Genomic DNA, 25,393 nt, shown 5'->3' on the forward strand with positions numbered 1-25,393 from the left:
CCATGATCTACCAGGCACGATCGTTTGACGACACGCTCCAGCTGGACCAACAGTCACTCAGGAGCCCCTCGGGTGTCGGGCACCACGTGGACGGCCGCCTCCTCGGCGGAGGCGGGACCGTTGTCGATGCCCACATCCCGCGCCCAGTAGTCGTCGCCGTCGTATCCCGCCGCGAGCACGTCCGTGTCCCAGCCGAGGAGACGTCCCGCGCGCTCGTCGCCGACCTGGTCGTCGATAAGCTCTCCGTCCGTGCCGATCGTGTCGCCCAGCCCGTCACCCTCGTCCGATGCGCTCACTTCCGGCACCTCGCGCCTAAGTCGATGCGCGAGGTCCTCGTGGGATGCGCCCTCCTGCGCGGTGACGCCCCAGTCGTTGACGGCGAGGGGCCTGTCGGGGGGTGAATAGCCCCGGTCCAGGACGTCCTCGCCCAGCTCGTCCTCGTCGTACTCCTCCTGCGAGCGTAGGGGGTTGGATGCGGCCAGGTCTTCGTAGGGCGGGGGATTGTCTGGTGAAGTCATTACGGCCTCCATGCCGTCGGAGCCCCGTGACGGCTCGGTGCCGGCGCCTCGGTGACGGCGCGGCGAGAGAAGTCCATTCAAGCGGCCCGGTATCGACGGGGCGTCTATCCGGCATGGTCACCCGGCGGTAATCCGACGGCCTCCTCCGATGCATGCCCCTGCCCGGCCTACCGACGGGGCGCGTCCTCGGGGCCGCGGCCAGGGCGTGGCCTGTGGCGCCGTGCCCCGGGGGCGGACAGATGAGTCCGACCCCCGGGGCCCCGTCCCCCGTCAGCCGGGCAGGATGTTGTGGTTCACCCGGAACATATTGGTCGGGTCGTATGCCTTCTTCGCGGCGGTCAGACGCCGGTAGCGCTCGGCGCCGTAGACCTCGCTCAACCGCTCGGGGTCGGTGGCCTCTTCGACGGAGAGGAAGTTGACCATCCTGCGACCGTCCGCCCAGGGCTCCATCGCCTTCATGACCTCGTCGAGTGCGGCACCGAGGAGCCCGGCCTGCTCCGGCGCGCCCACGCCGAAACCGAAGAGGACGAAAGGCAGCCCCCGGCTGGAGACGGCGTTGGGTACCTCGGGCTCACGGTCGAGCGCACCGCCGAGCATGCGGATCTCGACGCTCACCAGCGGGGAGTCCGACCCGGGGCCGAGCAGTTCGATCAGCTTGTCGGCCGCCTCGGCGGGGAACGCGCGGAGCATCGTGGTGCGGTCGTAATAGGGCATCGGCGTCGGCGGGTCCATGTGGATGGCGCCCATGGCGGTGTAGGGCATCTCACCCACCGTGTCGATGAGCGCCGGGGCGGCCGCGCGCAGGGGTGCGATCAACCGCTCGCCCTCGGCCACCGGACGGAGGTGGGCGATGCGTACGTGGACCACGAACGCCCCCCGGAGGGGTTCCGGCAACTCGGGCAGCGGAGGGAGTCGTTGCACGGCCACCGAGGAGGACATCTCCTCCGGCATGTCCGACTGCCAGGTGCGCCAGGTGTGCAGGACATCGGCGAGTCGTTCGCCGGGGAAGTAGATACCGCCGCCGTAGAAGCGGGTCAACGGGAACAGGTCGAACTCCAGCGCGGTGACGACGCCGAAATTGCCCTTGCCTCCGAGCAGGGCCCAGAAGAGTTCGGGATCACTGTCCGCCGTGACATGTCGCAACTCGCCGTCGGCGGTCACCACCTCCAGCGAGCGGACATGGTCCGCCGCGTATCCCCGGCTCCGCCCGAAGACCGGACTGAGTCCACCCCCGAGGGTGTAGCCGACCACGCCCACCAGCGGAGCCGAGCCGCTCATCGGGGCCAGGCCGACGTCGGCTGCCCGGTCGATCACCTCCTGCCAGATCACTCCGGCCTCAACCCGTGCGCATCTGCGGCCGGCGTCGACGGCGATGCCCTTCATGCGCCGGGTACTGATCAGAACGCCGCCCCTGGCAGGGTGGACCTGTTGGTGCCCCGTGGTCTTCACCGTCACAGGCCGCCCCTGACGGGCCGCGAAACGGATCGCCGCCCGTACGTCAGCCGCATTGGCGGCACCGACCACGAGCGCCGGCTCCAAGGGGACGTTCAGGTTGTAGATCCGGCACTCGGCGTCGTAACCCTCGTCGCCTGGCAGCAGAACCGGACCGCTCACCAACGATGCGAGTCCGGCCGCCTCCGCGGACGAAACCCGTGCGAACGGAACGTCAAAAGTCATGATTTCCTCGTAAATTATGCCGCGGGGTCGGTGGTCGGTCGCCCGTGAGTCCCGCGCGTGCGAGTTGGTGCTGCATCGGTGCCGGCGGGGCCGCATACCTGACGTGCAGGCGATAGGCGCATGTATTACACCTCTAATCTAAGATCCCCTTGGGGTGCCCGAGGCCGGCCGGCACCCGGGCCGCGTTGCAATCCCAGGACGGGGCAGTGGGGCAGCGGGCCAGTGCTCGGCGCGGCGCGGCGGTCACATCACCGGCAACGCACTGGCAGCGCCCTGCCGGTGGGCAGGGCGCTGCCAGTGCGTTCCCGTCGACATACCCGGCGTGGATGTCGTCCAAATGTGGGTGGCTGGCCTCTACGGACGCCGCCTCAGCCTCCACTGTCGCCGAAGCGCTCGGTACGTACTCGCTCAGGTGCATGACCCAGGAGCACCAGGTAGGCAGCCGCCTTCTCGACGAACCCCGTGGGCCCGCAGACATAACAGGTCGGCTCGAAGTCGGGGGGCCAGCCGCCGCGGACCAAGTCCCCGGGGGCGATGCGCCCCGGCGGGCGTGGTGAGTGTTCCGGGGCCTCTCTGCTGTAGAGGCACGTCGTATCCAGCCCTGGCGCTCCCTGGCGGAGCTCTGAGCGGTACAGCAGGTCCGACGGGGTCCGCGCTGCGTACAGCAACCGGAATGGGGCGCGGCTGCCGACCGCCTCCCGTGCGCGGATCATGCACATGAGAGGCACAAGTCCCGATCCGCCCGCTACCAGCAGAACTGGCTCCGTCTGCTGCTGCCTCCAGATGAACCAGCCGCCGACAGGCCCGCGTAGCTCCAGCCGGTCCCCGGGCACAAGGTCGTCCACGAGGTAGGGCGACGCTTCCCCGCCGGGCGTGCGCTGGACTGTCAGCTCGAGGATCCGGCCGTTGGGGGCCGAGGCGATCGAGTAACTGCGCTGGGTGCTGTAGCCGTCTTCTGCGGTCAGCCTGACGTCCACGTGCTGGCCGGCCAGGTGCTCGGGCCAGCCCGGCACATCCAGTGTCAGGGTGACGGCCGTCGCCGACTCCACGCGCCGACCCGTTACCTCGGCGGTCCGCCACCGGAGTCGGTCGCCTAGTCTCCCTGGTACCGCTGCTCTCGCCATGGGTCTCCGTAGTTGTGGTACCCGGCGCTCTCCCAGAAGCCGGGCACATCGCTCTGCCGCAGCTGGATCTCGCGGACCCACTTCGCGGACTTCCACAGGTACAAGTGCGGGACCAGCAGCCGGGCGGGGCCACCGTGTTCTGGCGCCAAGTCGCTGCCTCCGTAGCCGTAGGCAATCCATGCTTTGCCGTCGACCAGGTCGGCGAGGGGGATGTTCGTGGTGTAGCCGCCATACGAGGTGACGAGGACGTGCTCTGCCGCCGTCTCCACGTCCGCGAGCAGAACGTCCAGGGACACGCCCTGCCATTCGGTGCCGAACTTCGACCACTTCGTCACACAGTGCAGGTCGACGGTCGGGGACTCCGCCGGGAGTGCCATCAGGCCTGCCCAGTCCCACACGTGCTGCTTCCCGGCCTCCGTGGTCACGGACAGCTGCCAATCGTCCTGCCGGATACGGGGAGTGGGCCCGACGGACAGCACCGGAAAGCCGGTCGTCTCGTACTGCCCGGGCGGCAGCTTGGTGCCCGATGACGGCCTCCGGCCGTGGAACCCGCGCGATATCAACGCCATGCTCGTCACCGTCCTTATCTTCTCCAGTGGGCCACTACGGGTCCCATCGCAGGTGAGCGCCGGGCGGAGGCGACTTCTTACCCGTGCCGGCACGGCGGAAGATGGCCATTCAAGCGGCGGTCTCGTCGGTCGCGCTTCTCAGATCGCCTGCCATACGGCTCCTTCGTGCGCGGGCGGCCTTCATCGACGCCTTTTGGCCGCCCCGCCCGGGGGAGGTCTCAGGTGGCCGCCCCGGGCGGGGCGTGAGGGATACATCTAGTAGCGGCCTGCCATGACTCCGCCGTCGACGTTGAGGATGGCGCCTGTGGTCCAGCTCGATGCCGACGAAAGGAGGAAGACGATCGCGGAGGCCACGTCCTGCGGGGTGCCGACCCGGCCAAGCGGGTGCAGGCCGCTCAGCTGCTCCATCGCATCGTCCAACTGGTCCGCGGGAAAGACCTTCTCGAACAGGGGCGTCCTGGTGACAGCAGGAGCCACGGCGTTCACGCGGATGCCTTCGCTGGCGAGCTCGATGGCCAGGTTGTGCGTAAGGGCGTGCAGGCCAGCCTTGGCCATCGAATAGGCCGATGACGGTGTCACGGCGAGGGCCTGGTGCGCCCACATGCTCCCCACGTTCACGATGGCGCCGCCCTGACCGCCGGCGACCATGGCCCGAACGACGGTCTGAGTCAGGAAGAACGTCGCCCTGTTGAGGTCGTGGTATGAGTCGTAGTGCTCGACCTCGTAGTCGAGGAAGAGCTTGGGCAGGAAGAACCCTGCCGAGTTGACGAGGAGGGTGGCGTCGGGGTGGTCCTCTGCCAACTGCTTCTGCGCCTCGACGACCTGGTCCCAGTCTGCCAGGTCGGCCTCGATCGACCATGCGCTGCCGGAGCGCGACAGGCTTGCGACGGCGTCATTGAGCTTCCGACCTGGGCGGCCGACGATCACCGCGCTGCCGCCCGCCGCCATCACGTCCTCGGCGGCCTTGAGGCCCATGCCGCTGGCGCCACCGATCACGACGAGCTTCTTACCTTCGAAGTCCGTGGCCATACGAATCACTCTCCACTGAGCGGCGAACACTTCTTGCCTGTGTGCTTGCCTGGTGTGTACTCGAGCCTGCCAGGACAGGATCTACAGCAGCTCTACACGGCATCTACGGCGCCAATCGCAGCCGCCTCGCGGTCCGGCAAACGGGAGCTGCATGGTCCGTCCTGCCCGCCGCCGCTGGTCTTCCGCGTACTACCGCGCGGAAGCTGCGTAACGCCGCTGTACGGTCTGCTGCAACAAGGCAACGCCCGCTCTGGGCCCCGGCCGCTACCGCACGGACGCACGCCGGGCGGCGTATGACTGCGCCGCCCGACAGGGCATGCCCCCACTTCGGGAGTTGCTCGGTCCCGGCTACTGGCCGTGGCATCGTCTTCGCGGGGTGTCTGTGACAACAACCTGAATGCCGGTCCCTGCTCGCCCTGCAAACGGGCTGGCTTGCCCCGGTCGAATAACCCTCGCCTTGTCTGCTCCGCTGCGTACGCGGCCACAAGTCGGTTCCAGGTGTACCGGCCCGGGCCGATCTCCGAGACGAGGTGTGCTCGGGTGAGGCGCGACAGGGCCTGGCGGACCCTGCCCTCAGGCCGTCCGGCCAGGTCCGCGACCTGCGATGCCGCGAACATAGGGTCTGGACAGGCGCTCAGGTCGCGAAAGAGCGCGGCTGTCTCCGTGTCGAGCAGTCGGTACGAACGGGTGAGGGACGCGCGGACATCGAGCGCGTGATCCTCCTCGCTCGCGAAGGCGTCCAGGGTGCTGTTCTGCGGCGCCTCGTACTCATCGGCCAGGCTCTCCAGACCCAGCTGCGGCCGATACGCCGCGCGGGCGGCGACGTTGGCCAGGGCCAAGGGGAGCTGCCCGGCCAGCTGGATGATGCGGTCGACGGCCTCTGGTTCGGCTGCTGTCCTTGCTGCGCCGAGTCTGCGCGCGAGGAGGGTGCGTGCGTCGCTCAGGCTCAGGGGCATGAGTGTCAGGGGAAGTGCCTGATAGGCAGCGACGAGCGCGTGCAGTTGCATGCGGCTGGTGACCAGGGCCATGGAGCCGGCGCTTCCGGGGAGGAGATGCTTCAGCTGGTCCGTGTTCCAGGCGTTGTCGAGCACGACGAGGACGCGCCGGTTGGCCAGCAGGCCGCGGAACATGAGCCCTCGTGCCTGCGCGGTATCGGGCATGTCCTCGAGGCGGACCCCGAGGGACTGCAGGAAGCCCCCCAGCACGTGCGCGGGGTCCCGCGGCTCCGCCTCTGGTCCGGCTCCCTGTAGGTCCGCGAAGAGCTGGCCATCCGGGAACCGGTCGGCCAGACGGTGGGCGACGGTGATGGCGAAAGCCGTCTTGCCCACGCCGGCCAGTCCGCCGACCGCGCAGATGGCCACAGAGGACGACTCCTCCGCATTGGCGAACAAGCGTTTGACCTGCTCCTGCTCGCTCTCGCGACCGACGAGGCTCGGCAAGGCAGCCGGGAGCTGGGCCGGGACGTGAGGACGCGACGTCCGTGTCGCGCCCTTCGGGCGCTCGGCGCTTGGTGCCAGCTGAATTCGGCCGGAGAGGATGCGCTCGTGGACGTGCTGGAGTTCTGGCGACGGGCTGACGCCAAGGCGTTGACGCAGCAGGTGGCTGGTCGTGTGGTAGATCGTCAAAGCCTCGGACTGCCGCCCGGTGCCGTAGAGCGCAGTCATGAGGAGGCCGCATATGCGCTCTCGAAGCGGGTGCTCCACATGCAGGGCAGACAGTTCTGTGACGGCCTCGGTGTAGCGCCCTCTCTCTACGTCGCAGGCGAGCTGCTCCTCCGCACAGGCGAGCCGCAGCTCGCCGAGGACGCTGCGCTGCTGGTCCGCGAACGGCCCGGGAACCCCCGCGAGGGGCACCCCTTTCCACATCTCGAGGCCCTCGGTCAGCAGACTCGCCGCGGACGCCAGGTCGCCGGTGCCGCGGGCCTCCCTAGCCTTTGCCATCGTTGCCTTGAACCTGTTCAGGTCCAGAGCGTCCGGTCGGACGCGCAGCAGGTAGCCCCCGTCGACCCGACTCACGGAGCTGTCGGCGTGCTCCCCCAGTGCCTGCCTGAGCCGGTAGACGTACGTGCGCACGGAGCCCACGGCCGACGGTGGGGCGTCGTCGCCCCACACGTCCTCCACCAGTCTCGAGAGGCTTACAGGCTTGCCCGCCCGGAACAACAGCGAAGCGAGCACGGCGCACTGCCTCGGCTGGCCGGCTCCGGCCTCGACCCCCTCTTTGTGTAGCCGGACTGGGCCGAGCACTGAGAACTCGACGCCTGCATGCATGGTGACTACCGCCCTGGAGATCCTTGTGAGGCTTCACTGCTTGGCTGTCCGCAGGGAACCGCCTTCCTCAAACCTACCGCAGATCGGCCATTTTTTCGGACCAAATGGTCCTCTAAGATCAGGCTGGCATCGGCTTCTATACAGGTGGGCCCGTATGAGGAGACTGGGGGCCGGGAACCAATGGACGAAAGCGTTCTCCATCGGTGACGCACTCCGCCGGGCCCCCTTCGCCCGTCGGGAGAAGTCCGGTCCCGCACGGAGTCCGCGACGAAACCCCGTGCGGCGCGTACCGGGACTTGGCGCCGCCCCGCCCAGATGATCGATTCCAAGCGCTACTGGTCGTAAGCGGTCAGCGGGCGCAGGATCGGCTGGCCGGTGTGGTGGTTGTGTCAAATGGCGTCGGTCAGGGCGAGGAGTCGCTGCAGGATGCGCACGGCCACGCCGCCGGGTGTGCGGCAGCCGTGTCGTTCCAGTTCAGCTGGCCCTTGAGTGTGCCGCTGACCGACTCGATCACCTGCCGTAGCGGCCTCAACAGGTGCACTCCGACCCCTTCGGGTTCGCCCTTGCGGGCCGGGCCGCAGTAAGCGCACCCGGCCCGTCGACGCCACCTCCCGTGTTGCGGTCAATGTGCCGCGCGCTTCGGATGCAGTCACAGGCAACCACGTCCGAACAACGGAGAGCTACGTCAGGTCGTGCTCAATTGCGGTGAGCTCGTCGTCGTGGCCGCCTTCCGCGGGTCCGCGCTTGGGGTAGGCGCCGGCGCCGGGATGGACCTTATCGATGAGGTCGGCATACTCGGGGTTGCGGTCGATGAACTCACCCACCACCGGGCAGATGATGGTGATCTTCTTCCCGCTCCCGCGAATTTCGTCCAGCACCCGAGAGATGAGCTCCGTGGCCACCCGATTCTTGCGGTAGGCGGGGGCGACCCAGGTCGTCAACAGCACGACGCGGCCGCCCACGAACCGGTACGAGAGCTCGGCAATCCCGTCGTCACCGAGAGCGGCGATCCAGCGACCGCGCTCCGCGTCGTTGAGGACATCGAGCACCCAGCTGGACTCCACCTCGCTAGGCCTTGCCTCGCCCAAAGCAGCGATGAGCGCAGCGTTGTTCTCTTCACGGGCGGACGCCTCGGCCCCAAAATTGAACGTCATTGTCACACTTTCTGTCGAAGAACCCGATAGGTGGGTTCGGACACACACGTGCGGCCCTTGGTCACTCATAGGTTCGGGTCGCCTGCGAGGAAATCGGCGTACTCCCGGTTGTTCTCCATAGCAGTCACCGCGCGAGCCAGTCCCGGTAGGCGGTCTTGGCGATGACGGCGCCGGCCTTGCGATCAGAACGTCACGCGAGGCGGCGGCGTATGTGCCGGCGTTGTTGTCGGTGACGACGGTTCGCCGGTCGCCACGGGCGGCCAGGGTGATCCGGCCCAGTTCGTCGAACGGGAAGACCTCAGGGGCCGGCGAGGTCGCGGGTGCCGCGCAGCGGGGCTCCCACGCAGACCTCCGCCACGGCCTGCGCGAAGTCGGCCGAGGCCATGGACTGGATGCGCGTGGCGGCAGGCGGACGGTCTTGTCGTCGGAGCTCCACGACATCACAGCGTCCGTGAACTCGGAGAACTGCGTGGCGCGGACGATCGAGTACGGCACGGGACCGGCCTTGAGGACGTCCTCCTGCAGCACCTTGGCACGGTAGTGCACCAGGTCCGGCACCAGGTCGGCGCCGACAATCGAAAGCACCACCGCGTGGCGGACGCTCGCCGACTTGGCGGCCGGCCGTAGGTTGTCCATCGTCGTCTGGAAGAACGCCGTCGAAGGTCGGCGAGTCCGTCAGGTTCAAGACGACATCGGCTCCCGCCCACCGCTCCGACAGGCCTTTCCCACCCAACAAGTCCGGTCCGGTGGACGGCGAGTGCGCCACCGTGTCGTACGCGCCCGTCTTCAGGATCTGCACCACCTGCGATCCGATGAGTCCGGTCCCGCCGATGACAGCGATCTTCATGCGTTCGGCCTTCAACCTGTTCTGCCGGTAGTGATCGGGATGCTGTGTCAGTTCTCGATCCTGACCTGGCGTACATCGAAGGCGACATAACCGCTGAAGTCGCGACCGACACGGGCCGCCGCCGACTCCTTGATGTCCGGGTAAGACCAGGCCCCGTCCTTGAGCACCATCTCACCGACCACGACGTCGTGGTACTGCGCCCGCCCCTTCCACGGGCAGGTATACGGGGTTGCGCTCTCGCGAAGCGCGCCGGCCGCAAGTGAGGCCGGCGGGAAGTAGACATTTCCCTCGATGCTGATTACCGCCTCGCTCGCGGCCTCGGCCACGACGGTGTCCCCAACCACTGCCTTCATCAGTTTTTCCCCTCATCGATCCCTCTGCTCGGGCCACATCAGCCCTCGTGTCCGCCCGCGTCAGCCCAAACGCACCATCCTTGCGCGATGGCCCTCCAAGTCGCGATCACCGGTTGAGATAGCGGGCAGTCGGATGTCACGTTGATGCAGTCACCACCAGCTCGCGCATTCGTCCGGAGGTTGGCGTCGGGCGGACACCGCTTCTTACTCATGTCCTGACGCTACAAGCGATCGGGGCGACGTGAGCTCATCGACGTCGGCCGGCCGCGCCGAATCACCTGGCCAGCGGCTGGGCCGCTGTACGCCGCCACCAGGAGCACGGGGTCTGCACACCCCGGCCCCTCCGACACTTGACCCCGTTCTCCGCGGTCCGACCGCCCTGGTCGCGGCGAATCTCCGGGGTAAGACCAGCGTCTTGGCACGTTCGGAGGAGGGGGGGTCACCGCGCCTTACAAGCGGATCGCGGCGCCGGAGGAGCTGTGCGATGGCCCTGGTGTCGTAGGTGGCGCGGTGACGGTGCGCCGGGGCCTTACTCATGCCCGGCCGCACGTGCTCGAGCACGGCGTCGAGGCTGTATCTCGGCAGGTGATATGTCGCCGCGGCCAGGCGCAGCGTGTCGAGGACTCCGGTAGGTTCCCACCGCCGAAGGTGCGCCGTGAGCACCCTGTAGACCACATGCGCGTTGCGGGAAGCGATACATGCCGTCCCCTGCAGCGTGTGGACCTGACCGGCGATTTCCTCCCAGCCCGGCACACCCGCGAGCGCCTTGCTGGCCAGCCCGTACACGCGGGGATGGTCTCTCCGTCAGGTGCGAGGACTTCGCCGCCCGCTGCCGCTGCTCAGGCTGCGCCGGACCCGTTCCGAGAGGGCCGGATCCTGGTCATGGTGCCCACCTTGGATCTGCTGATGCAGACCGCGCCGGCCTGGCGCAGCGTCGGTCACCGCGGCCCGATGGTCGCGGTGTGGTGCTGGAAGGCGACGAGGTCCTCAAGCAGTTCAGGGTGCGGACCACGACGAACCCGATGAGCCAGGACGTACCCGCAGACCTACTCGGCGGTTAAAGCGCGCTGGTCAGCGCGCTACGCTCACGGTCATGTCAGACATAGGCCGACGGCTGGTGCGTTCCTTCTGGGCCGTGGACCGTTTTCTGGGCGGTGAGCGCCCACCCTCACGGACGCAGAAGTTCGCCGCCAGGCACCCACTGCTCGTGACCCTCCTGACAGGAACGGCCTGGTGTGCCTACTTCCTGGTACTACCGGGAGTGCAGCCGTCCGACCTCGTCATCGCGCCGGTCGGGGGCCCGCTGCTCGGCGGGGTCTTCGGACTCACGGCCCTGTATGAGCGGCGCCGACAACGCCGCCTGCGACGGCTGGGGATGTGGGACGGATCATGACAGCTTGAGCCCTCGGTCCGGGATCGAGCGGACGCGGCTCGGGTCGAGGTGCAGTTCGTAGGCGGTGTAGCACTCGCTGATCACCGTTCCCACCGCATTCCCACAGGGACACAGCCGGTTCATGCCGTTCTCTCCGTGGAAGCCGCAGCACCCGAAGTGCTCGCTGCCAGGGTGCGTCCAGAGCTCTGGTGCGTCATCCGGATGAATGACCACCGTGTTCCGCGGCCCTGCGGACACCAGAAACCCGTCGCTCTGGGCGCCTGGATCGTGCGGCAGCGCGACAGGCGGTTCCAGCTGTCCAAGGAGCAGCAGCGGCGGCTGACGAAGCTGAAGCTGGGCTTGACGCCACTGGAGCGACCCGCCGCGGTACCGGCCCCTCAAAGGGGCAGGGATACGGCCCCGGAAAGGAGGCCAGCAAGACCTCGAAGAGCTTCCAGCGCGGCCGCGAGGTGCGCGCGGGCATACTCCATCGTCGGCTCGTAGAGCTCACCAAGCGATCGGATGGACGGGGGCACACAGGTGGCGGTCGTCGCGGATTCGCTCCAGCTGTTTACGCTGCGCGAAGTCGATCAGTTCGAGCTTCTCCGCTGTGCCGAGCAGAGTCCTCTCCAGGGCGAGCATGATCGTCATCGCTTCGGCCTCCACGCTGCCCTGCGCCCACTCCACATCGGTGACCAGCTCTTTCGCGTTGCTCTCCCCCCTCTTTGTGGAGGATCTGGGCCTTGGCGATGAGGTCGGCACAGACAGCCGTCCAGGTCAGGACAATCGCGCCGCGGGCGGATCCGAAGACGTAACAGCGGTAGGCCTCGCGGGCAGGCAAGGGGACGCAGGTCCGGTCCGGATTGAACACGTGGTTCACGCGCTCTTCAAGATCGATCATGTTGCCCTCCCGGCTCGTCCGTCCCATTGCGAGCATGATCCCGTCTCGCCCGTTCGGGGCGCCCGAGCCCCCGGACCCGAATCTCGGTCTGCTATGCGCTGGTACCACGACATAGCTATAGTGTGGGTATGGGAAAGCAGACGAATATCCGACTGGACGAAGCCGTCAAGGCGGCCGCTGAGGACCGGGCCAAGCGCCGCGGCTTGAGCTTGCAGGGGTATGTGGCCGACCTGATCGAGGCTGATGTGAACCAGTCACGCGCTGCCTTCATGGCCGGCGCCGCGGCGTTCCTGGCTGCGTACGCGGAAAAGTTCGAGGCGGAGGTCGGTGAGGACCGGTACCCCGGCCTCCCGGACAAGTCGACGAAGTCACGGGACGCCGCGTGAACCTTCGCATCGATCTTGCTTGGATCTTGGCTGTCGCACAGCAGATCCCGGGAGATCCCCAGGTCGTCGATTACGGCGTTCCCGTCGCAGCGGAAGCACGTCACCGGGCGGAGATCCTTGACCACGAGGTCTACCCCGAGCCCCATCACAAGGCAGCAGCGCTGCTGTGCGAGCTGGCGAGAAACCCCAGCCTTGAGGTGAGGAACCTGCTGTTCGCAGCCACCGTGACCGCGGCCTACCTGTCGGCATGCGGCCTGCCGGTCAACCCTGGCCTGGACGCCGTTCTCCCGCTGGCCCGCGCCGCCCGGGACGGGCTCCCGGTGCGGGAAGTCGCCACTCAGATCAAGACCTGGACAAGCTGATTCACTCGTCGGGTAAGCCCCCTCCGGAAGCCTGAGCCGAGCTGGCGGTGACGTCGGATCGCCACAGCCCGACGAGATTCAGGGCAGGGTGCAGTCGAGGGTGAAGGCTGCCACGGATACGCCCTTGAGCGCCCGCTGCGTGCGGGCTTGTTCCTGCTGGTGGCGGTCCACTGACTCGAACGTGTGATGGGTCGCGGAGCACAACCGGCGTTTACCCGCCGAGGGAGAGCAGGGCCTGAGGTTCTTCGAGCGCCGCACGCGTGACCCGTCGACGGTGCAGTCGCCGGCGTGCCACCTCGAAAGACAGGCCGGACACGGCTCCGCGCGCCAAAGCACCAGCGGATGGTCGTCCCGGTTGGCGAGGGCCTGGTGCGATAGCTCCGGCCGCAGCGGTGAGAAGGCTGGGCGCCGACGGCGGATCGCCGTCACCCTCGTCCGCCATCACCGGCAGCCCGACCGCGACCGGCACCTTCACCTTCACCGTGACAGCCACCGACCCCGACGCCAGCGTCCCCGCGGCCGTACGGCAGTTCACCCTCACCGTGCTGGCCGCCACCTGCGCCACCGCCACCCCGACCATCACCGGCAACGACCGCGCCAACGTGCTCATCGGCACTCCCGGTGACGACGTCATCCTCGGCCGCGACGGCCGCGGCGGCAACGACATCCTGTGCGGCGGCGCTGGCAACGACAGCGTCACCGGCGGCGACGGCGACGACCGCCTCGAAGGCCAGGACGGCGCCGAGGCAGGCGGACATGCCGACAGAGTTGAAGCGGACCTCCTGGGAGGGCTCATTGCACGAGCCCTGGCCGGCGTTCGACTGTGGGCCGGCGAGCCTCTTCTTCGACGGGGCCGATGTGTCCCTGCTGGTCCGTGACGTGGACAGACCGAACCAACCGTGGGCCTTGACCGTCCGAACGTGCGTCCACGAGGACGACTTCGAGGTGACGATGAACATCGTCGGATGGCTTCTTCGACACGCGACAACGCAAGGATGGGTCGGATTCGTCCGTGACAACGGCCTGGGCCAGGTACACCATGTCGTGCGCCACGAGGACGGCTTCCATCTTGTAGAGGTTCGTCCGGCCAGCCAGCCGAGTTTTTCTTGGTCATCGCGGTAGCCCGCCCCAGGCGGCGCGTACGGCTGTCGGTGTTCTCGACCCCGGCGCACAGCAACGACGACCGTTCCATGGGGCGCTCGCGGCGCCGGGGGGCGATCGCGCCCGGGGATTCCTAGTCGCCGTCGCCGCCCGTCCGGCTCATGCTCCGGCGCCGGCTCCTGTCCGATTGACGGACCAACCCGCCCGCAGCAAGCGTCACGGTCGCAACGACACGGACCCAGCGCGGCCCGCCGCGCTCCGCCCACACCACGCATACGCAGCCGCCGACGACGAGCGCCAGTACGCCGAGCAACACCACAACGAACATGTTCTCCATCTCCGCAAACAGAGGGTCCCCCCGAGCCATCATCTGGCCGGACGCACCTCACGAGCTGCCGGTTCCCGATCGCGTTCCGTCCGCGGCCCACCGCCACCAGGATCAGTGGTGGCGCACCACAGCATGAGGGGCAAGGGTACGTACTCGTGCGCATTCTGAGACTGAGAACAGCACCGAGGAGCAGGCAGCGCCAAGGGGGGCTTGCGGGATGCTCTCCCCCGCGCGTACCCGGGAGAACTTCACCGGCCCCCAATTCCCCCGCACCTGCGGGGGCACCCCGGGGCAGCAGCAGGCGCAGGCGGCGGCTGCCGCGCAACAGGCTTCGGGCGCCGAGTGGAACGGTTTCCCCCTGCCAGAGGGCTGGATCGCCCTCGTGCGGGCCATCAAGGAGGCATCGGAGACGGAGCTGCGGGCTGCGGCAGTGGCGGTGACCGCAGCCGCCGGTGTGCCCAGGAGCTGGTGTACCGGCTGGGGCTGGCTACGCTGCTCGACGAGCCTGCGCCACGGACCGGGCTGGGCTTGCGCATCGGCCCCGACACGCTGCCCGTCATGCTCGCCGACCCGATGTGGGCCGACTGCGGCCGCCACATCCCGCTGGAACTGAGCAGCGCCGCCGCGCCCGCGGTGCTCGGCTTCCAGGTCGCGCTCGCGGTGTGCCTGCCCGGGAGCACCGCTGGTAGGGCTGGCTGCTGTGTCGGCGTCTCAACCCAACGCGCCTCGGCTGGCCCAAGGCGGCAATGGGGTGTCGGCAAGCAGTGCGACGATGGTGTGTTTCTAGCGGGGAGGGGGTGGGGCCGTGGCCATCGAGTGGGACCGGATCGGGCAGCCGGTGTTCGACCGGGTGGTGGAGGCGCTGGTGCACCGCCTGTACGACCAGACCGCGCGGGTGCGCGCGGACAACGGGCATGGTGGGGACGGCGGGATCGACATCGAGGTCGTCAGCGGCGGGCGGCTGCGGATCTTGCACTGCGCGGTTCCACGACCCCGGAGGCGGCCGGAGGGCGGCCCGTGCCCGTGGGGCACGGGCCGCCCTCGGTGGCATCCTCCATGCTCAAAGAAGCATGCGGTGGCTCCGGAGGGTGCCGTGGGCGGCGCCGAAGACCTCATCCCACCAGCGGTGGTCCCAGGGGCGCCCCTCGGGACGGCCGCCTTCGCAGCCGCCGTGGTCACGGTCCTTGCACGGGGTGCAGGCCACGACGGTGAGCCGGTTGCTGGTGGCGGTGACGGTGGGGCCACCGGGACCGCCCGCGATGGCGGTAGCGGTCGCGACGTCAGTGATCCTTCCCGCGGCGACGTCGGCCGCGGTCGTGGTGTAGGTGGCGGTGCAGACGAAGGACGCACCCGGTGCCAGAGCGGTGGCCGGGCAGGTCACCGCCGGAGTGCCAGGGCCGTCGTCGGTGACGCTGAGGCCGGTCAGCGGCGCGTTGCCGGTGTTGGTGACCGTGAAGGTGTAGTGCAAGTCCTGCCCCGCGGCGGAGAACGCGGTCTCCTCGACGCCCTTGACGACCTTCAGGCCGGCGAACGGGACGGTGACCCTGTTGCTGGTCGCCCTGACGGTGACGTTGCCGGGAGTCGTGGCGGTAGCGGTGGCGACGTTGGTGACCCTACCCTCGGCGACGTCCGCCGCGGTCGTGGCGTACATGGCGGTGCAGACGAAGGACGCACCCGGTGCCAGAGCGGTGGCCGGGCAGGTCACGGCCGGAGTGCCAGGGCCGTCGTCGGTAACTCCGACACCGTTCAGCTGCACCTGGCCGGTGTTGGTCACCGTGTACGTGTAGTTGATGGTCTGCCCGGCGGCGGTGAACAGGGAAGGCGTGGCGTTCTTGGTGATGGACAGGGCCGCCAGGGGGACGGTCACCTCGTTGCTCGTCGCCGGGACGACCGGTCGTCCGTTGGCATCGTCGGCGTTGACGGTGCCCTGGTCGGTGACCTGTCCGGCCGCGACGTCCGCTGCGGTGGTGAGGTAGGCGGCCTCGCACGTGGTCACCGCGCCGGGAGCAAGTTCGGTGACGGGGCAGGAGACCTGGACGCCCGGGAGGGAATCGGTCACCACCATGGCGGTGATGGATTCCGGCCCGTTGTTGCGCACGGTGTACGTGAAGTGGAGCGTTTGACCCGCGGCCTGGAAACTCGACTCCTGAGCCGCCTTGGTGATCACCAGTTCTGCCTGGAGCAGCATCGTCACGGAGCTGTCCCGGATGCTGGAGGCGGCCAGGTCCAGGCGCCGGTCGCCATTGAAGTCGGCCACCGCGAGCGCGCCTGCGCCCGAGGTGGCGGGAAGTTCGGTCTTGGCCGCGAACCTTCCGTTCCCGTTGCCCGGCAGTGCTGTCGCCGTGCCGGCGTCGTCCCCGTCGAAGTCACCCGTCGCCACCGCCACCGCTGGTGGGCCGGCGGCGATGGGACGGGCGACGTGCGAGGCGGAACCGGCGGAGCCCACGGCGACCTGCGCCGGGCCTACGGCAACCAGGGCCAGCGGCAGCGCGGCCGCGGCAACCGCCAGGACAAGCCCGGGGCGTCGTGCCCTTTCGGGGCGGATCCGGCCGTATCTCGTTACGAACTGGGGCGGTATCATGATCGTCTCCATGGCGGTGGTGATGGGCGCATGACATGTCCGGTTGCGGTCGCTGGCGACCTCGTGCCTCGTGGGTTCACCCCGGGCAGGCAGCCCCACAGGCCGGATCCGCGGGCGCGTCGCTCCGTCATGGAGGGCGCGATCGGTCCTGCTTGCGGTTCAGGGACGTACCGCTCGAAGCGAAATGCGGAGATCAGCAGATAACCGCAGATGAAACCGGGTTTCCGTTGATCCCGAACTCAGTACAAGCGCAGCCGCGACCCAGGGCAAACTGATGGCCGCCAGTCGTGGACCGCCCGTATGCGCCGGATCCGAAAAGGTGCGGCGGAAGCCGGCCCGGCGCCGGAGAATCACAGGCATGGGAAAGACCTGCGAACGCATCGACGCGGCGCCTGCACGCCTTCGTCGAGGAGCAGAAGGTCTTCTTCACCGCCACCGTGCCCCTCATGGGTGACGGACACGTCAATGGTCACCCAAGGGCCTCGACGGGTCCTTCGCCTTCCTGGACGACCGCACCTTCACCCATGCCGACCTCGGCGGCTGCGGGGGCGGGTGCGGGTGCGGGAAGCAGCTCGTTGCCCGTCGATGAACTTCACCAGGCCGGGATTATCCCCGCGCGTGCGGGGAGCAGACTGCATGATCTGCGGCAGCGCCACTTTAGACGTCGTCTCATTCGGTGAGTCTGCGGTAGCAGATGAGGCTGCAGGCGATAGCGGCGAAGGCCAGGAAGTGCTCGGCCTAGCGTTCGTAGCGGCGGTGCAGACGGCGGCAGCCGCCCAGCCGGGACACCGTGCGCTCGATCGTCCAACGGTGCCGGCCGAGCCGGGTGGAGGACTCGACCCTTGCGGGCGATGCGGTGCGGGATGCCTCGCTTGCGCAGCCAGCTGCGCCTGGAGAGGGACTGCAGGTCGTGGTTGCGCAGCAGTTGCCGGCACTCGCGCCCGGCCTCGCATGATCTTTCGTACTGATGCCGCCGCAGCGATCGCGGGTTGAGCTTTACGCGGCCATCCGACGTGACGTCCCGCACCGGGACATCGAACCGTCGCGGAGACGCTGTGCCGACGAGATGGCGCGCGGGCCTCGCGGCGTCGACTCCATCACGATTGACGGGAGCGCGCCCGAACACCCCAACCGCTCCAAGCCATTAGCCAAGACAGGGCGAGGCCGCCGCGGGAATTGCCGTCCGTTGCGGTGACCGCCATCTGGCGTTCACACCTGTCTCACCGCTCCGGTCGATCGTGCTTCCTAGCGTCCGTGAGTGGCGCACCGCTGACCTGCCGCAGCCCGCTGTCAGGTTCGGCGCGCTGCTGTTCGGTCGGTGTGCGACTGCACCCGACGACGCGAAAGGCCCCTGGAATGTCGAAAGAACCCAAGCAAACCAGAATCTCTCGTCGCAACGCGCTCGGCCTGTTCGGCGCGACAGTGTCCGGCGCCGCCGCCGGGCCACTGGTCCTCGGCGCCGGAACCGCCGAGGCGGTCCCGGTGAAGTCGGAGGTCACCGGTCTCACCACCGGCTCGGCCACCACCCCCGTCCAGGGCCTGCACCTGACCTTCGGCGCCGACCCACGCAGCCAGATGGTCGTCTCGTGGGTCACCGACGCGGCCGTCAAGAACCCCCGGGTCGTTTACGGCACGCTGAGTGGCGGCTTCGGTTCCACAGTGCACGCGAGGACGAAGACCTACGTGGACGGCACCTCCGGGCGGACCGTCTGGGTCCATCACGCGCTGATCAGCAAGCTCAAGGCCGACACCGACTACTTGTACGCGGCCCAGCACGACGGCGCCACCCCCGACGCCGGCACCTTCCACACGGCGCCGTCCGGCCGAGCTCCGTTCACCTTCACCAGTTTCGGCGACCAGGGTGCGCCCAGTGTGACGTGGAAGACCGGATCGAACCCGGCCGACGCCTCGGGCCGGGACTTCGAGCCCAACGCCACGCCCGCCGCTGCCGACATCGTCACCGGCGTTGAGAAGGTCGGCCCGCTGTTCCACCTCCTCAACGGTGACCTCTGCTACGCCAACACCGGGCCCGACCGCATTCGCGTCTGGCGTGACTTCCTCACCAACAACAGCCGCTCAGCGCGATTCCGTCCGTGGATGCCGTGCGCGGGCAACCATGAGATCGAGCTGGCCAACGGCAAGCTCGGTCTCGACGCGTACCAGACCTACTTCGAGCTGCCCTCGACCGAGAACCAGCCCGAGCTCGACAACCTCTGGTACTCCTTCACGGTCGGCGGGGTAAAGGTGATCGCCCTGCAGAACGACGACATCGCCCTGCAGGAGGGCGGTGACATCTACATCAACGGCTACTCCGGCGGTCGGCAGCTCGCCTGGCTCGAGAAGGAGCTCAAGTCGGCACGGGCTTCGAAGGACATCGACTGGATCGTCGTCTGCATGCACCAGGTGATGATCAGCTCGGCGACCGCCGCGAACGGCCCTGATGTCGCGCTGCGCGCGGCGTACGGCCCGCTGTTCGACAAGTACGGCGTCGATCTGGTGGTCTGTGGCCACGAGCACGACTACGAGCGCTCATTGGCGGTGCGTGGCGTCGTCCCCGGAAGCGTCACCCTCACGCCCAACCCGAGTCAGACCGCACTCGACGTGATCGACAGTGCGCACGGCACAACGCACATGGTCCTCGGCGGTGGCGGCGTGTCCGGCATCACCAACAACAGCTTCACCACCGACGACGCCGACGGTCACGGGCATCACTCGGCATACGTACAGATGGAGCACGTCGGCAAGTACAACTCGGTCAAGGAGAAGGAGACGGCGGTCTGGATCGGCGTCCGCGACGCGGAGCATCCGTACGGCTTCGCCGAGTTCTCCGTCGACCCGGGCCGTCACCCCGGTGACATGACCCGCATCCACGTCACCTACTACAACATCATCACGCCCACAGGTGAGCTGTCGGTCTTCGAGAAGTTCACGCTCCAACGCCGTCGTAGTGACGGCGGCCACGGCCAGCACTGACCCACCGCGACCAGCAGCAGTAGTCGGCAACGCCTGGGGCCGGGACGTCGTCCCGGCCCCAGGCGTTGCGCCCGGGATTCTCCGTGCGTCGACTTCTGCGAAACCCCGCGTGAGGAGTGCGAGTCGGCCGCACCAGGCCGGACCGTCTTCACCCCAGCTGCCGCGGCGGCCGGGGTTCCAGTACCCGCTGATACGGCTTGGTTCCCAGTCCGCACGTGATCACTGGCACCAGCTTCGTCGCCCGGCAAACCGCAGCAGCCAAGAGACTTCGGCGAGATCGGGTCCCGTCGACGTTGTCCATGGGGGCCGGACTGAGGCATCGGCCAGTGCGCCGCGGGCGGGCACGAAGGGAGCCGGGCGGCCGGCGGGATCAGCGGTCCGCCCACGCCTCCACCGCGGTCGTCACCGGCACCCCCGTAAGCGCCGACTCCTCGATGGCCAACGCCAGCAGATGGTCCTGACAGCCCTCGGCCAGCGGATACGGTTCCGGGCCGGCGTCCCGGACCCATGCGCCCGTACGGCACAGCAGGTCCACCACGGCGAGGTCGTCCTCGGACAGGCTCGCGCCCAGATAGTCGTTGCGCCACACCACCCGTCCGTCGAACGAGATGTGGTGCACCTCCGCCCCTTCGAGGTTGAGATCGGTGCCGGTGCGGCGACGCACCAGCGGGGACTCCACCGGCGTGCGCGGATCGGCCATCCGCACCACCGTGTCGTCCACGATCTCGCCGAGCGAGCCGCGCACCACAATCCGGCGGGCGCGCAGCGGATTCCACCACTGGTTGTCCGTGAAGTCGTACACGCCCGTGCGGGCCCTGCCGAAGTCCAGGAGAGCAAGGGTGGTGACGGCGTCCTTGGGCGTCAGGTCGTCCGACCAGCCGCCAGGCCTCAACGGGTCGGCGAGCGGGGCGGTGAAGGCCCGGGCCGTCACCGTCACGGGCCCGCAACCGACGTCCAGCGTGTGCCGGATCAGCGACATCGCGTGATACATGTGGGTCGAGGACACCTGGACGGACGTGACCTCGCCGATCACCCCTTCTCGTACGAGGGCGATACGAGCGGCGTGGCCGGGCATCAGTGTGTACTGCTCCGCGACCTGGACGAGTCCTCCGCCCCCGGCGCGCGTCGCGCCTCCCACGGCATCCCACAACTCCCGCAGCCCGTCCACGTCGGGCGCCGGCGGCGTCTCCGCGAGGACCGGCACCTCGAGCTCGACGAGTTCCCGTACGACCTGGGGCGTCACCTCCCACGGCACCGACGGGATCACGAACTCCGGTTTGCTGCCGCATAGTTCAGCGACCGTCCGGAAGGCGGGCACCCCCCACTCCGCCTCCACCTGGGCGGCACGTTCGGCCGAGCGCGTCACCACGCCGGCCACCGCCAGCCGTTCGGGCAGCGCCCTCGCCAGCCGGGCGAAGAACTCGGCCCGCCAGCCACTGCCCACGATGCCGAACCGTATGGGTGCTGCGCTCACGTGTCCGCTCCTTCCCACAGCCGGGCCGCGAGTCTAACCCGGCGACCTGTGCCGCACACCGCCGGCCGCCCGGCCGCCCGCAGCGCCCGCTGCCCGCCCGCCATCGTGGTCAGCTGCGCAAGTAGGAAGCCCCGTTGACGTCGATGATGGTGCCGCTGGCGAACACCGCCTCCGGCGAGGCCAGCCACAGCACCGCGGCCGCGACCTCCTCCGGGCGGGCCACCCGCCCGAACGGCGACTGCCGGCGCACCGCCTCGCCCTCCGGGCCGTCGAAGACCGAGCGGACCATGTCGGTGTCCACGAATCCCGGCGCCACCGTGGCCACGCTGATGTTCCGGCCGGCCAGCGCCACGGCCATCGACTGGCCGAAGGCGTTCAGCGCCGCTTTGGACGCGCCGTACGCCGGGCAGTCTGGTTCGCCGCGGAACGCCCCGCGGCTGGAGACGTTGACGACCGCCCCGCCGCCCGCCGCCACCAGGTGCGGCACCGCGCAGAACGTCGCGTTGGCCGCGCCGGTGAGATTGGTGCCGAGCGTCGCCGACCAGACCGCCTGCCACTGTTCGTACGAGGTACTCAACGGCGGGTGCGCCAGGAACACGCCGGCGTTGTTGACCAGCACGTCCAGGCGCCCCAGATCCGCGGCGGCCGTGTCCACGGCACGCCGCACCGCCTCCGCGTCGGCCATGTCCGCCCGGACGGTGACGTGCCCCTCGCCCGGAAGCGACGCAGCCACCTGCTCGGCCTCCCGCGCAGACCTGTTGCAGTGCACCGCGACCCGGTCCCCGGCCTGCGCGAACGCCTCGGCGACGGCCCGGCCGATGCCCCGGGAAGCGCCCGTGACCAGCACTCCGCGGTTCACCTGGCCACCTCCGCGACACCGTCGATCAGCCGCTGCACGTCCTCCCCGTCGACGTACGGGGCGAGCCCGGCACGCACCGCGCCGGTGTCGCCGAGTCCCAGCAGCCGCGATGCCTCCAGCGCGTAGAAGTTGCCCGCGGGGGCGTTCACACCGCGCCGCGCCAGCCGCTCGTAGACCTCCCGGCCGGGCACTCCCTCCACGGAGAAGAACACCGTCGGCGTACGGCGCGCCGGCGCGCCGTACAACCGCACCCCGCCGATGCCCGACAGCCCCTCCAGCAGCCGCTCCAGCAGCTTCTGCTCGTATGCCTCGACCGCTCGCATCGACTCCAGTACCCGGCCGCGCCGGTCGCCCGCCGAGGACGCCAGTGCGGCGATGTAGTCCACGGCCGCTGTGGTGCCGGCGAGCATCTCGTACGGCAGGGTGCCCAGCTCGAAGCGTTCCGGCACGTCGTCGGTGGAGGGCAGCAGCTTGTCCGGGTGCAACTCCTCCCACAGTCCGGGATCGGCGACCACGACACCATGATGGGGGCCGAAGAACTTGTAGGGCGAGCACGAGAAGAAGTCGGCGCCCAGGGTGGCCAGATCGACCGGCGCGTGCGGCGTCAGGTGCACCCCGTCCACGTACAGCAGGGCTCCGGCCTCATGGACGGCCGCGGCGATCGCCGCTATGTCGGGGCGTGTGCCCAGGAGGTTCGATGCCCCGGTGACCGCCACCAGCCGGGTCCGGCCGGACAGCTGTTCCCGGATGGCGTCGACGCTCAACTCACCGATCGCGGGATCGAACGCGGCCCACCGCACCGTCGCACCGGCGGATTCGGCCGCCTGGATCCACGGCCGGATGTTGGCATCGTGGTCAAGGCGGGTGACGACGACCTCGTCACCGGCTGTCCACTGCCGCGCCAGGGCGCGGGAGACGTCGTACGCCGCCTGCGTCGCCGAGCGGGTGAAGACGACGCCGCGCGGCTCGCAGCCGAGCAGGTCCGCCATGGCCTGCCGCGCCTCCTTGACGACGTGCTCGGCACGGCGCTCGGCGGCCGTCACCGCGCCCCGGTTGGAGATGCCCGAGCACATCACCGCGGCCATCGCCTCGGCGACCTGGCGTGGCACCTGTGAGCCACCCGGCCCGTCGAAGTGGGCCACCTTTTCCTTCAGCGCGGGGAAGTCGTCACGGATTCGCAGGACATCGAGATGCATGTACCTATCCTGCCGGAGCGCGGATTCCGCGCGGGCCGGGTCACACAGGACGGATCCGACCCCGCGGCAACCGGCTACCCCTACGCCTGGCGCGTACGCGCCTGGGACTCCAAAGTCGGGCTCACGCCCTCCGGCGTCAGCCGCGCCTTCGGCGCCAACCCCAGCGAGGTCGTCCCGATCAACGGCAACAGCTACCGCCTCAAGAACCGCCTCCAAGCCATCGAGCGATGGCGGAGGCCACCTCTGATCAAACTCAAAGCCAGCGGAAGACCGCGGGCATGGAACGCAAGAAGGCGGTCCGCGTGCCCATCCAGTGGCCGGGGTCGGCGCACCGTCGCGAACGGCCGGCCGCGGCCCACGGTGAGCGCGAAGGAGGCGACCGCCGGCCGTGCGCGTCGGCGCCGTCCGCACCATGCATGAACTTGAACGGGCCCCACACGTGGGCGTCGATCTGTGCTTGCGTGACGTCGACTTCGTGTGCGAGTTGGCGTTCTTTGTCGTCGTTGTCCACGACGCGGATGTGGTCCAGGTAGCCGAGGTTGTCGGGGCCGGCGAGGTGGACGTTGAGTTTTGCGCGGTCGCCGCCCGCGTCTTCGAGGGTCACGTCGAGCTGGGGGTCAGGTCGGCATGCCAGCGGTCGCGCTCGATACGGGCAGCCGTCGTCGCGGCTGCGGCGCTGAGGCCGGCGTTCCAGTGAATGTCCACGAGGCGCACAGTAGGGCCACACGCGGACATTAACAGCGGAATCGGTGGTTCCTTTGTGCGTGCGCTGGTCACTGGCCCGGAGCAACACCCCGCGCGGAGAACGGCCCCGGGCCGCACGCTGGCGGTATGCGCACCGTCTTGGACCCGAGTCCGGCCGCCGGCTCCCCATCGGAAAGGAGCGGTTCATGAGCTGGGAACCGTCCTGCGAAGGCATCGTCCGAAGCACTCCGGGCGTGGATGCGGTGTTCCTCGCTGATCTCAGCGGGAACCTCTATGGCACCAGCGACGCCGCGCATTGGCGCCCCTCGCCCCAGGAGACCAAGGAGATCGTGCAGACGGTCCGCGATCCCGAAGCCACTCCGCGCCTGGCGGTTCAGGGCGAGAATTACGCGCTTACAGCCCGACAGGACGACACCGTCATCGGCAAGAAGACCGACAAGGCAATCGTCGCGGTCGCCACCAGCAAAATCGTCATCGTCGCCCGCGTCGACGAGAACGCCGCGCCTCAAGCCCTGCGCAAGCTCCAGACCTACGCCGCCGAGAACGCCAGTTGACGATCAGCGGCAAGGAGCAGCCCACCGCGCGTCCGACCGCCCCGGGTTGCATGCTGTCGGCATGCGCGCGATCTGGATCGGCTACGTCAGCTTCGGCCTGGTCAGCCTACCCGTCCACCTCTACTCGGCGACCGAGGAGCACGGCACGGGGTTCCATCAGGTTCATCATGCGCGCGACGGCTCCAGGATCAGGCACCGGAGGGTGTGTGAGAGTGAGGACGTCGAGGTCCCGCAGTCGGAGATCGCGTGCCGCCTGGAGCGGCCGGACGGCCGCACCGTCGTGCTCCTCGATAAGGACCTAGCCGCGCTCCCCCGCCCGACGAACACACGGTGGAGGTCCTGGGGTTCATCGATGGGCGCGACGTCGACCCGGTGCTCTACTCCTTTCCGTATTGGGTTGGGGTCGCCGGCGAGCAGGGGCAGCGGCCGTAGGCGCTGCTGGTGGAGGTACGTGCCCGGCACGGTCGGGTGGCGGTCGCGAAGGTCACCTTGCGTACCGGGGAGCGACTGGCGCTGCTGAGGCCGCGCCGGGGCGGTCGATGACACGCCTCCCTAGCGGAGTCCGGAACCTCCTGCCCACGGCGCCCTGACTCCGCCGGCCACACCGGACTGAGGTCTCGCACTCGGGATCATGCGAACGGGAGTACCCATGGTGCTTCCGACGAGGTGATCACACGAGGCATCCCGCGATCATCGCATCGGCGAGACCGAGCCTCCCGCCTTGAGACAGCCAGCCATGGCCCAAGAGCCCTTGCGGGGAATGCCGCCGTCCTCTGCCATGCCGCGTCCGTGGCTACTCCTGGCTCCCGCACGAAGACGGGCTACGGCCTCGATCGAGTCCGGATTTCAGACCGTCTTCCGCGCGTTCACGCAGGCCTGGAACCGAGCGCTTGGCGACGGGGCCGCGGCGACTCCTGAAGGCCGCGACGGGCACGGCCGATTCCGGGCCGCCCCGCCGAGGTGATCCGGCAGCGGTGCCGCAGGACCGCGTTCTTGCGCGGTTCCGGAACCGACTGCCGGATCTCCCCGCCCGGGGTGGCCCGGTGGACGTCCACGGATCGAA

The 25,393-nt window shown here is 68.9% G+C and carries 20 protein-coding genes and 4 pseudogenes; 6 read left to right on the forward strand and 18 right to left on the reverse strand.

Annotated elements, in window-relative coordinates; all coding sequences use genetic code 11:
- Nucleotides 1-53: 53 nt before the first annotated feature.
- The 11 genes and pseudogenes from OG937_02395 to OG937_02445 form a co-directional block, all read right to left on the reverse strand.
- Nucleotides 54-518 carry a DUF5709 domain-containing protein gene (locus OG937_02395; GenBank protein ID WUD70615.1) on the reverse strand — a complete coding sequence of 155 codons (465 nt, stop codon included), beginning with the start codon at nucleotides 516-518 and terminating at the stop codon, nucleotides 54-56.
- 270 nt (nucleotides 519-788) lie between these two features.
- Nucleotides 789-2,132, reverse strand: coding sequence for an FAD-binding oxidoreductase (locus OG937_02400; GenBank protein WUD70616.1), 1,344 nt, complete (start codon nucleotides 2,130-2,132; stop codon nucleotides 789-791).
- A 431-nt stretch (nucleotides 2,133-2,563) separates the two neighbouring features.
- Nucleotides 2,564-3,319: a ferredoxin reductase gene (locus OG937_02405; GenBank protein ID WUD70617.1), complete on the reverse strand. Its 756-nt coding sequence runs from the start codon at nucleotides 3,317-3,319 to the stop codon at nucleotides 2,564-2,566.
- On the reverse strand, nucleotides 3,289-3,888 hold the full coding sequence (locus tag OG937_02410) for a molybdopterin-dependent oxidoreductase (GenBank protein ID WUD70618.1): 600 nt from the start codon (nucleotides 3,886-3,888) through the stop codon (nucleotides 3,289-3,291). The genes OG937_02405 and OG937_02410 overlap by 31 nt, the downstream gene beginning before the upstream one ends.
- Before the next feature lie 255 nt (nucleotides 3,889-4,143).
- Nucleotides 4,144-4,917, reverse strand: a complete 774-nt coding sequence (locus OG937_02415; GenBank protein ID WUD70619.1) for an SDR family oxidoreductase — start codon at nucleotides 4,915-4,917, stop codon at nucleotides 4,144-4,146.
- A 92-nt stretch (nucleotides 4,918-5,009) separates the two neighbouring features.
- Nucleotides 5,010-7,091, reverse strand: coding sequence for a transcriptional regulator (locus OG937_02420; protein WUD70620.1), 2,082 nt, complete (start codon nucleotides 7,089-7,091; stop codon nucleotides 5,010-5,012).
- A gap of 482 nt (nucleotides 7,092-7,573) precedes the next feature.
- Nucleotides 7,574-7,758: pseudogene (locus OG937_02425) on the reverse strand (IS982 family transposase).
- Nucleotides 7,759-7,864: 106 nt separating this feature from the next.
- Nucleotides 7,865-8,338 (reverse strand): N-acetyltransferase, encoded by a 474-nt coding sequence (locus tag OG937_02430; protein ID WUD70621.1) that lies wholly within the window; start codon nucleotides 8,336-8,338, stop codon nucleotides 7,865-7,867.
- A 124-nt stretch (nucleotides 8,339-8,462) separates the two neighbouring features.
- Nucleotides 8,463-9,185: pseudogene (locus tag OG937_02435) on the reverse strand (LysR family transcriptional regulator).
- Between the two features lie 47 nt (nucleotides 9,186-9,232).
- The gene (locus OG937_02440; GenBank protein WUD70622.1) at nucleotides 9,233-9,538 is read right to left on the reverse strand and encodes a DUF427 domain-containing protein; all 306 of its coding nucleotides are present in this window, start codon (nucleotides 9,536-9,538) and stop codon (nucleotides 9,233-9,235) included.
- Nucleotides 9,539-11,417: 1,879 nt separating this feature from the next.
- Nucleotides 11,418-11,597 carry a hypothetical protein gene (locus OG937_02445; protein ID WUD70623.1) on the reverse strand — a complete coding sequence of 60 codons (180 nt, stop codon included), beginning with the start codon at nucleotides 11,595-11,597 and terminating at the stop codon, nucleotides 11,418-11,420.
- Between the two features lie 342 nt (nucleotides 11,598-11,939).
- Between OG937_02445 and OG937_02450 the strand changes: the two genes are divergently transcribed.
- The 3 genes from OG937_02450 to OG937_02460 all read left to right on the forward strand — a co-directional run bounded on the left by OG937_02450 (nucleotide 11,940) and on the right by OG937_02460 (nucleotide 13,437).
- Nucleotides 11,940-12,197 carry a hypothetical protein gene (locus tag OG937_02450; protein ID WUD70624.1) on the forward strand — a complete coding sequence of 86 codons (258 nt, stop codon included), beginning with the start codon at nucleotides 11,940-11,942 and terminating at the stop codon, nucleotides 12,195-12,197.
- Entirely contained in the window at nucleotides 12,194-12,559 is a 366-nt protein-coding gene (locus OG937_02455; protein WUD70625.1) for a hypothetical protein, read from the forward strand. Before OG937_02450 ends, OG937_02455 begins: the two co-directional genes overlap by 4 nt.
- Nucleotides 12,560-12,951: 392 nt before the next feature.
- On the forward strand, nucleotides 12,952-13,437 hold the full coding sequence (locus OG937_02460; protein WUD70626.1) for a hypothetical protein: 486 nt from the start codon (nucleotides 12,952-12,954) through the stop codon (nucleotides 13,435-13,437).
- A gap of 356 nt (nucleotides 13,438-13,793) precedes the next feature.
- On the opposite strand, the gene OG937_02465 is transcribed toward OG937_02460, so the two are convergent.
- Nucleotides 13,794-13,997 carry a hypothetical protein gene (locus tag OG937_02465; protein ID WUD70627.1) on the reverse strand — a complete coding sequence of 68 codons (204 nt, stop codon included), beginning with the start codon at nucleotides 13,995-13,997 and terminating at the stop codon, nucleotides 13,794-13,796.
- Nucleotides 13,998-15,048: 1,051 nt separating this feature from the next.
- The gene (locus OG937_02470) at nucleotides 15,049-16,581 is read right to left on the reverse strand and encodes a hypothetical protein (protein WUD70628.1); all 1,533 of its coding nucleotides are present in this window, start codon (nucleotides 16,579-16,581) and stop codon (nucleotides 15,049-15,051) included.
- Between the two features lie 346 nt (nucleotides 16,582-16,927).
- On the opposite strand from OG937_02470, the pseudogene OG937_02475 reads away from it, so the two are divergent.
- Nucleotides 16,928-17,086 (forward strand): annotated as a pseudogene (locus OG937_02475) (pyridoxamine 5'-phosphate oxidase family protein).
- 152 nt (nucleotides 17,087-17,238) lie between these two features.
- Here OG937_02475 and OG937_02480 read toward each other — a convergent pair.
- A pseudogene (locus tag OG937_02480) lies at nucleotides 17,239-17,458 on the reverse strand (IS5/IS1182 family transposase).
- 467 nt (nucleotides 17,459-17,925) lie between these two features.
- Between OG937_02480 and OG937_02485 the strand changes: the two are divergent.
- Entirely contained in the window at nucleotides 17,926-19,542 is a 1,617-nt protein-coding gene (locus OG937_02485; protein WUD70629.1) for a metallophosphoesterase family protein, read from the forward strand.
- Between the two features lie 370 nt (nucleotides 19,543-19,912).
- On the opposite strand, the gene OG937_02490 is transcribed toward OG937_02485, so the two are convergent.
- The 4 genes from OG937_02490 to OG937_02505 all read right to left on the reverse strand — a co-directional run bounded on the left by OG937_02490 (nucleotide 19,913) and on the right by OG937_02505 (nucleotide 23,675).
- Nucleotides 19,913-21,016: a Gfo/Idh/MocA family oxidoreductase gene (locus OG937_02490; GenBank protein ID WUD70630.1), complete on the reverse strand. Its 1,104-nt coding sequence runs from the start codon at nucleotides 21,014-21,016 to the stop codon at nucleotides 19,913-19,915.
- Nucleotides 21,017-21,125: 109 nt separating this feature from the next.
- Nucleotides 21,126-21,875 (reverse strand): SDR family oxidoreductase, encoded by a 750-nt coding sequence (locus tag OG937_02495; GenBank protein WUD70631.1) that lies wholly within the window; start codon nucleotides 21,873-21,875, stop codon nucleotides 21,126-21,128.
- A complete protein-coding gene (locus OG937_02500) occupies nucleotides 21,872-23,071 on the reverse strand; it encodes a cysteine desulfurase-like protein (protein WUD70632.1) in 1,200 nt (399 codons plus the stop codon). The genes OG937_02495 and OG937_02500 overlap by 4 nt, the downstream gene beginning before the upstream one ends.
- A 253-nt stretch (nucleotides 23,072-23,324) precedes the next feature.
- Complete coding sequence (locus OG937_02505; protein WUD70633.1) at nucleotides 23,325-23,675, reverse strand: hypothetical protein; 351 nt, start codon at nucleotides 23,673-23,675, stop codon at nucleotides 23,325-23,327.
- Nucleotides 23,676-23,961: 286 nt separating this feature from the next.
- Between OG937_02505 and OG937_02510 the strand changes: the two genes are divergently transcribed.
- Nucleotides 23,962-24,330 (forward strand): profilin, encoded by a 369-nt coding sequence (locus OG937_02510; protein ID WUD70634.1) that lies wholly within the window; start codon nucleotides 23,962-23,964, stop codon nucleotides 24,328-24,330.
- Nucleotides 24,331-25,393 lie beyond the last annotated feature (1,063 nt).

It is taken from the genome of Streptomyces sp. NBC_00510 (genome assembly GCA_036013505.1).
GTDB lineage: Bacteria > Actinomycetota > Actinomycetes > Streptomycetales > Streptomycetaceae > Actinacidiphila.

Bases quoted from the DNA above. Each gene is read 5' to 3' on its own strand.
- OG937_02500 (WUD70632.1), bottom strand. From the start codon at position 23,071: ATGCATCTCGATGTCCTGCGAATCCGTGACGACTTCCCCGCGCTGAAG.
- OG937_02405 (WUD70617.1), bottom strand. From the start codon at position 3,319: ATGGCGAGAGCAGCGGTACCAGGGAGACTAGGCGACCGACTCCGGTGG.
- OG937_02510 (WUD70634.1), top strand. From the start codon at position 23,962: ATGAGCTGGGAACCGTCCTGCGAAGGCATCGTCCGAAGCACTCCGGGC.
- OG937_02450 (WUD70624.1), top strand. From the start codon at position 11,940: ATGGGAAAGCAGACGAATATCCGACTGGACGAAGCCGTCAAGGCGGCC.
- OG937_02410 (WUD70618.1), bottom strand. From the start codon at position 3,888: ATGGCGTTGATATCGCGCGGGTTCCACGGCCGGAGGCCGTCATCGGGC.
- OG937_02415 (WUD70619.1), bottom strand. From the start codon at position 4,917: ATGGCCACGGACTTCGAAGGTAAGAAGCTCGTCGTGATCGGTGGCGCC.
- OG937_02440 (WUD70622.1), bottom strand. From the start codon at position 9,538: ATGAAGGCAGTGGTTGGGGACACCGTCGTGGCCGAGGCCGCGAGCGAG.
- OG937_02470 (WUD70628.1), bottom strand. From the start codon at position 16,581: ATGGAGACGATCATGATACCGCCCCAGTTCGTAACGAGATACGGCCGG.
- OG937_02485 (WUD70629.1), top strand. From the start codon at position 17,926: ATGTCGAAAGAACCCAAGCAAACCAGAATCTCTCGTCGCAACGCGCTC.
- OG937_02465 (WUD70627.1), bottom strand. From the start codon at position 13,997: ATGGAGAACATGTTCGTTGTGGTGTTGCTCGGCGTACTGGCGCTCGTC.
- OG937_02395 (WUD70615.1), bottom strand. From the start codon at position 518: ATGACTTCACCAGACAATCCCCCGCCCTACGAAGACCTGGCCGCATCC.
- OG937_02430 (WUD70621.1), bottom strand. From the start codon at position 8,338: ATGACGTTCAATTTTGGGGCCGAGGCGTCCGCCCGTGAAGAGAACAAC.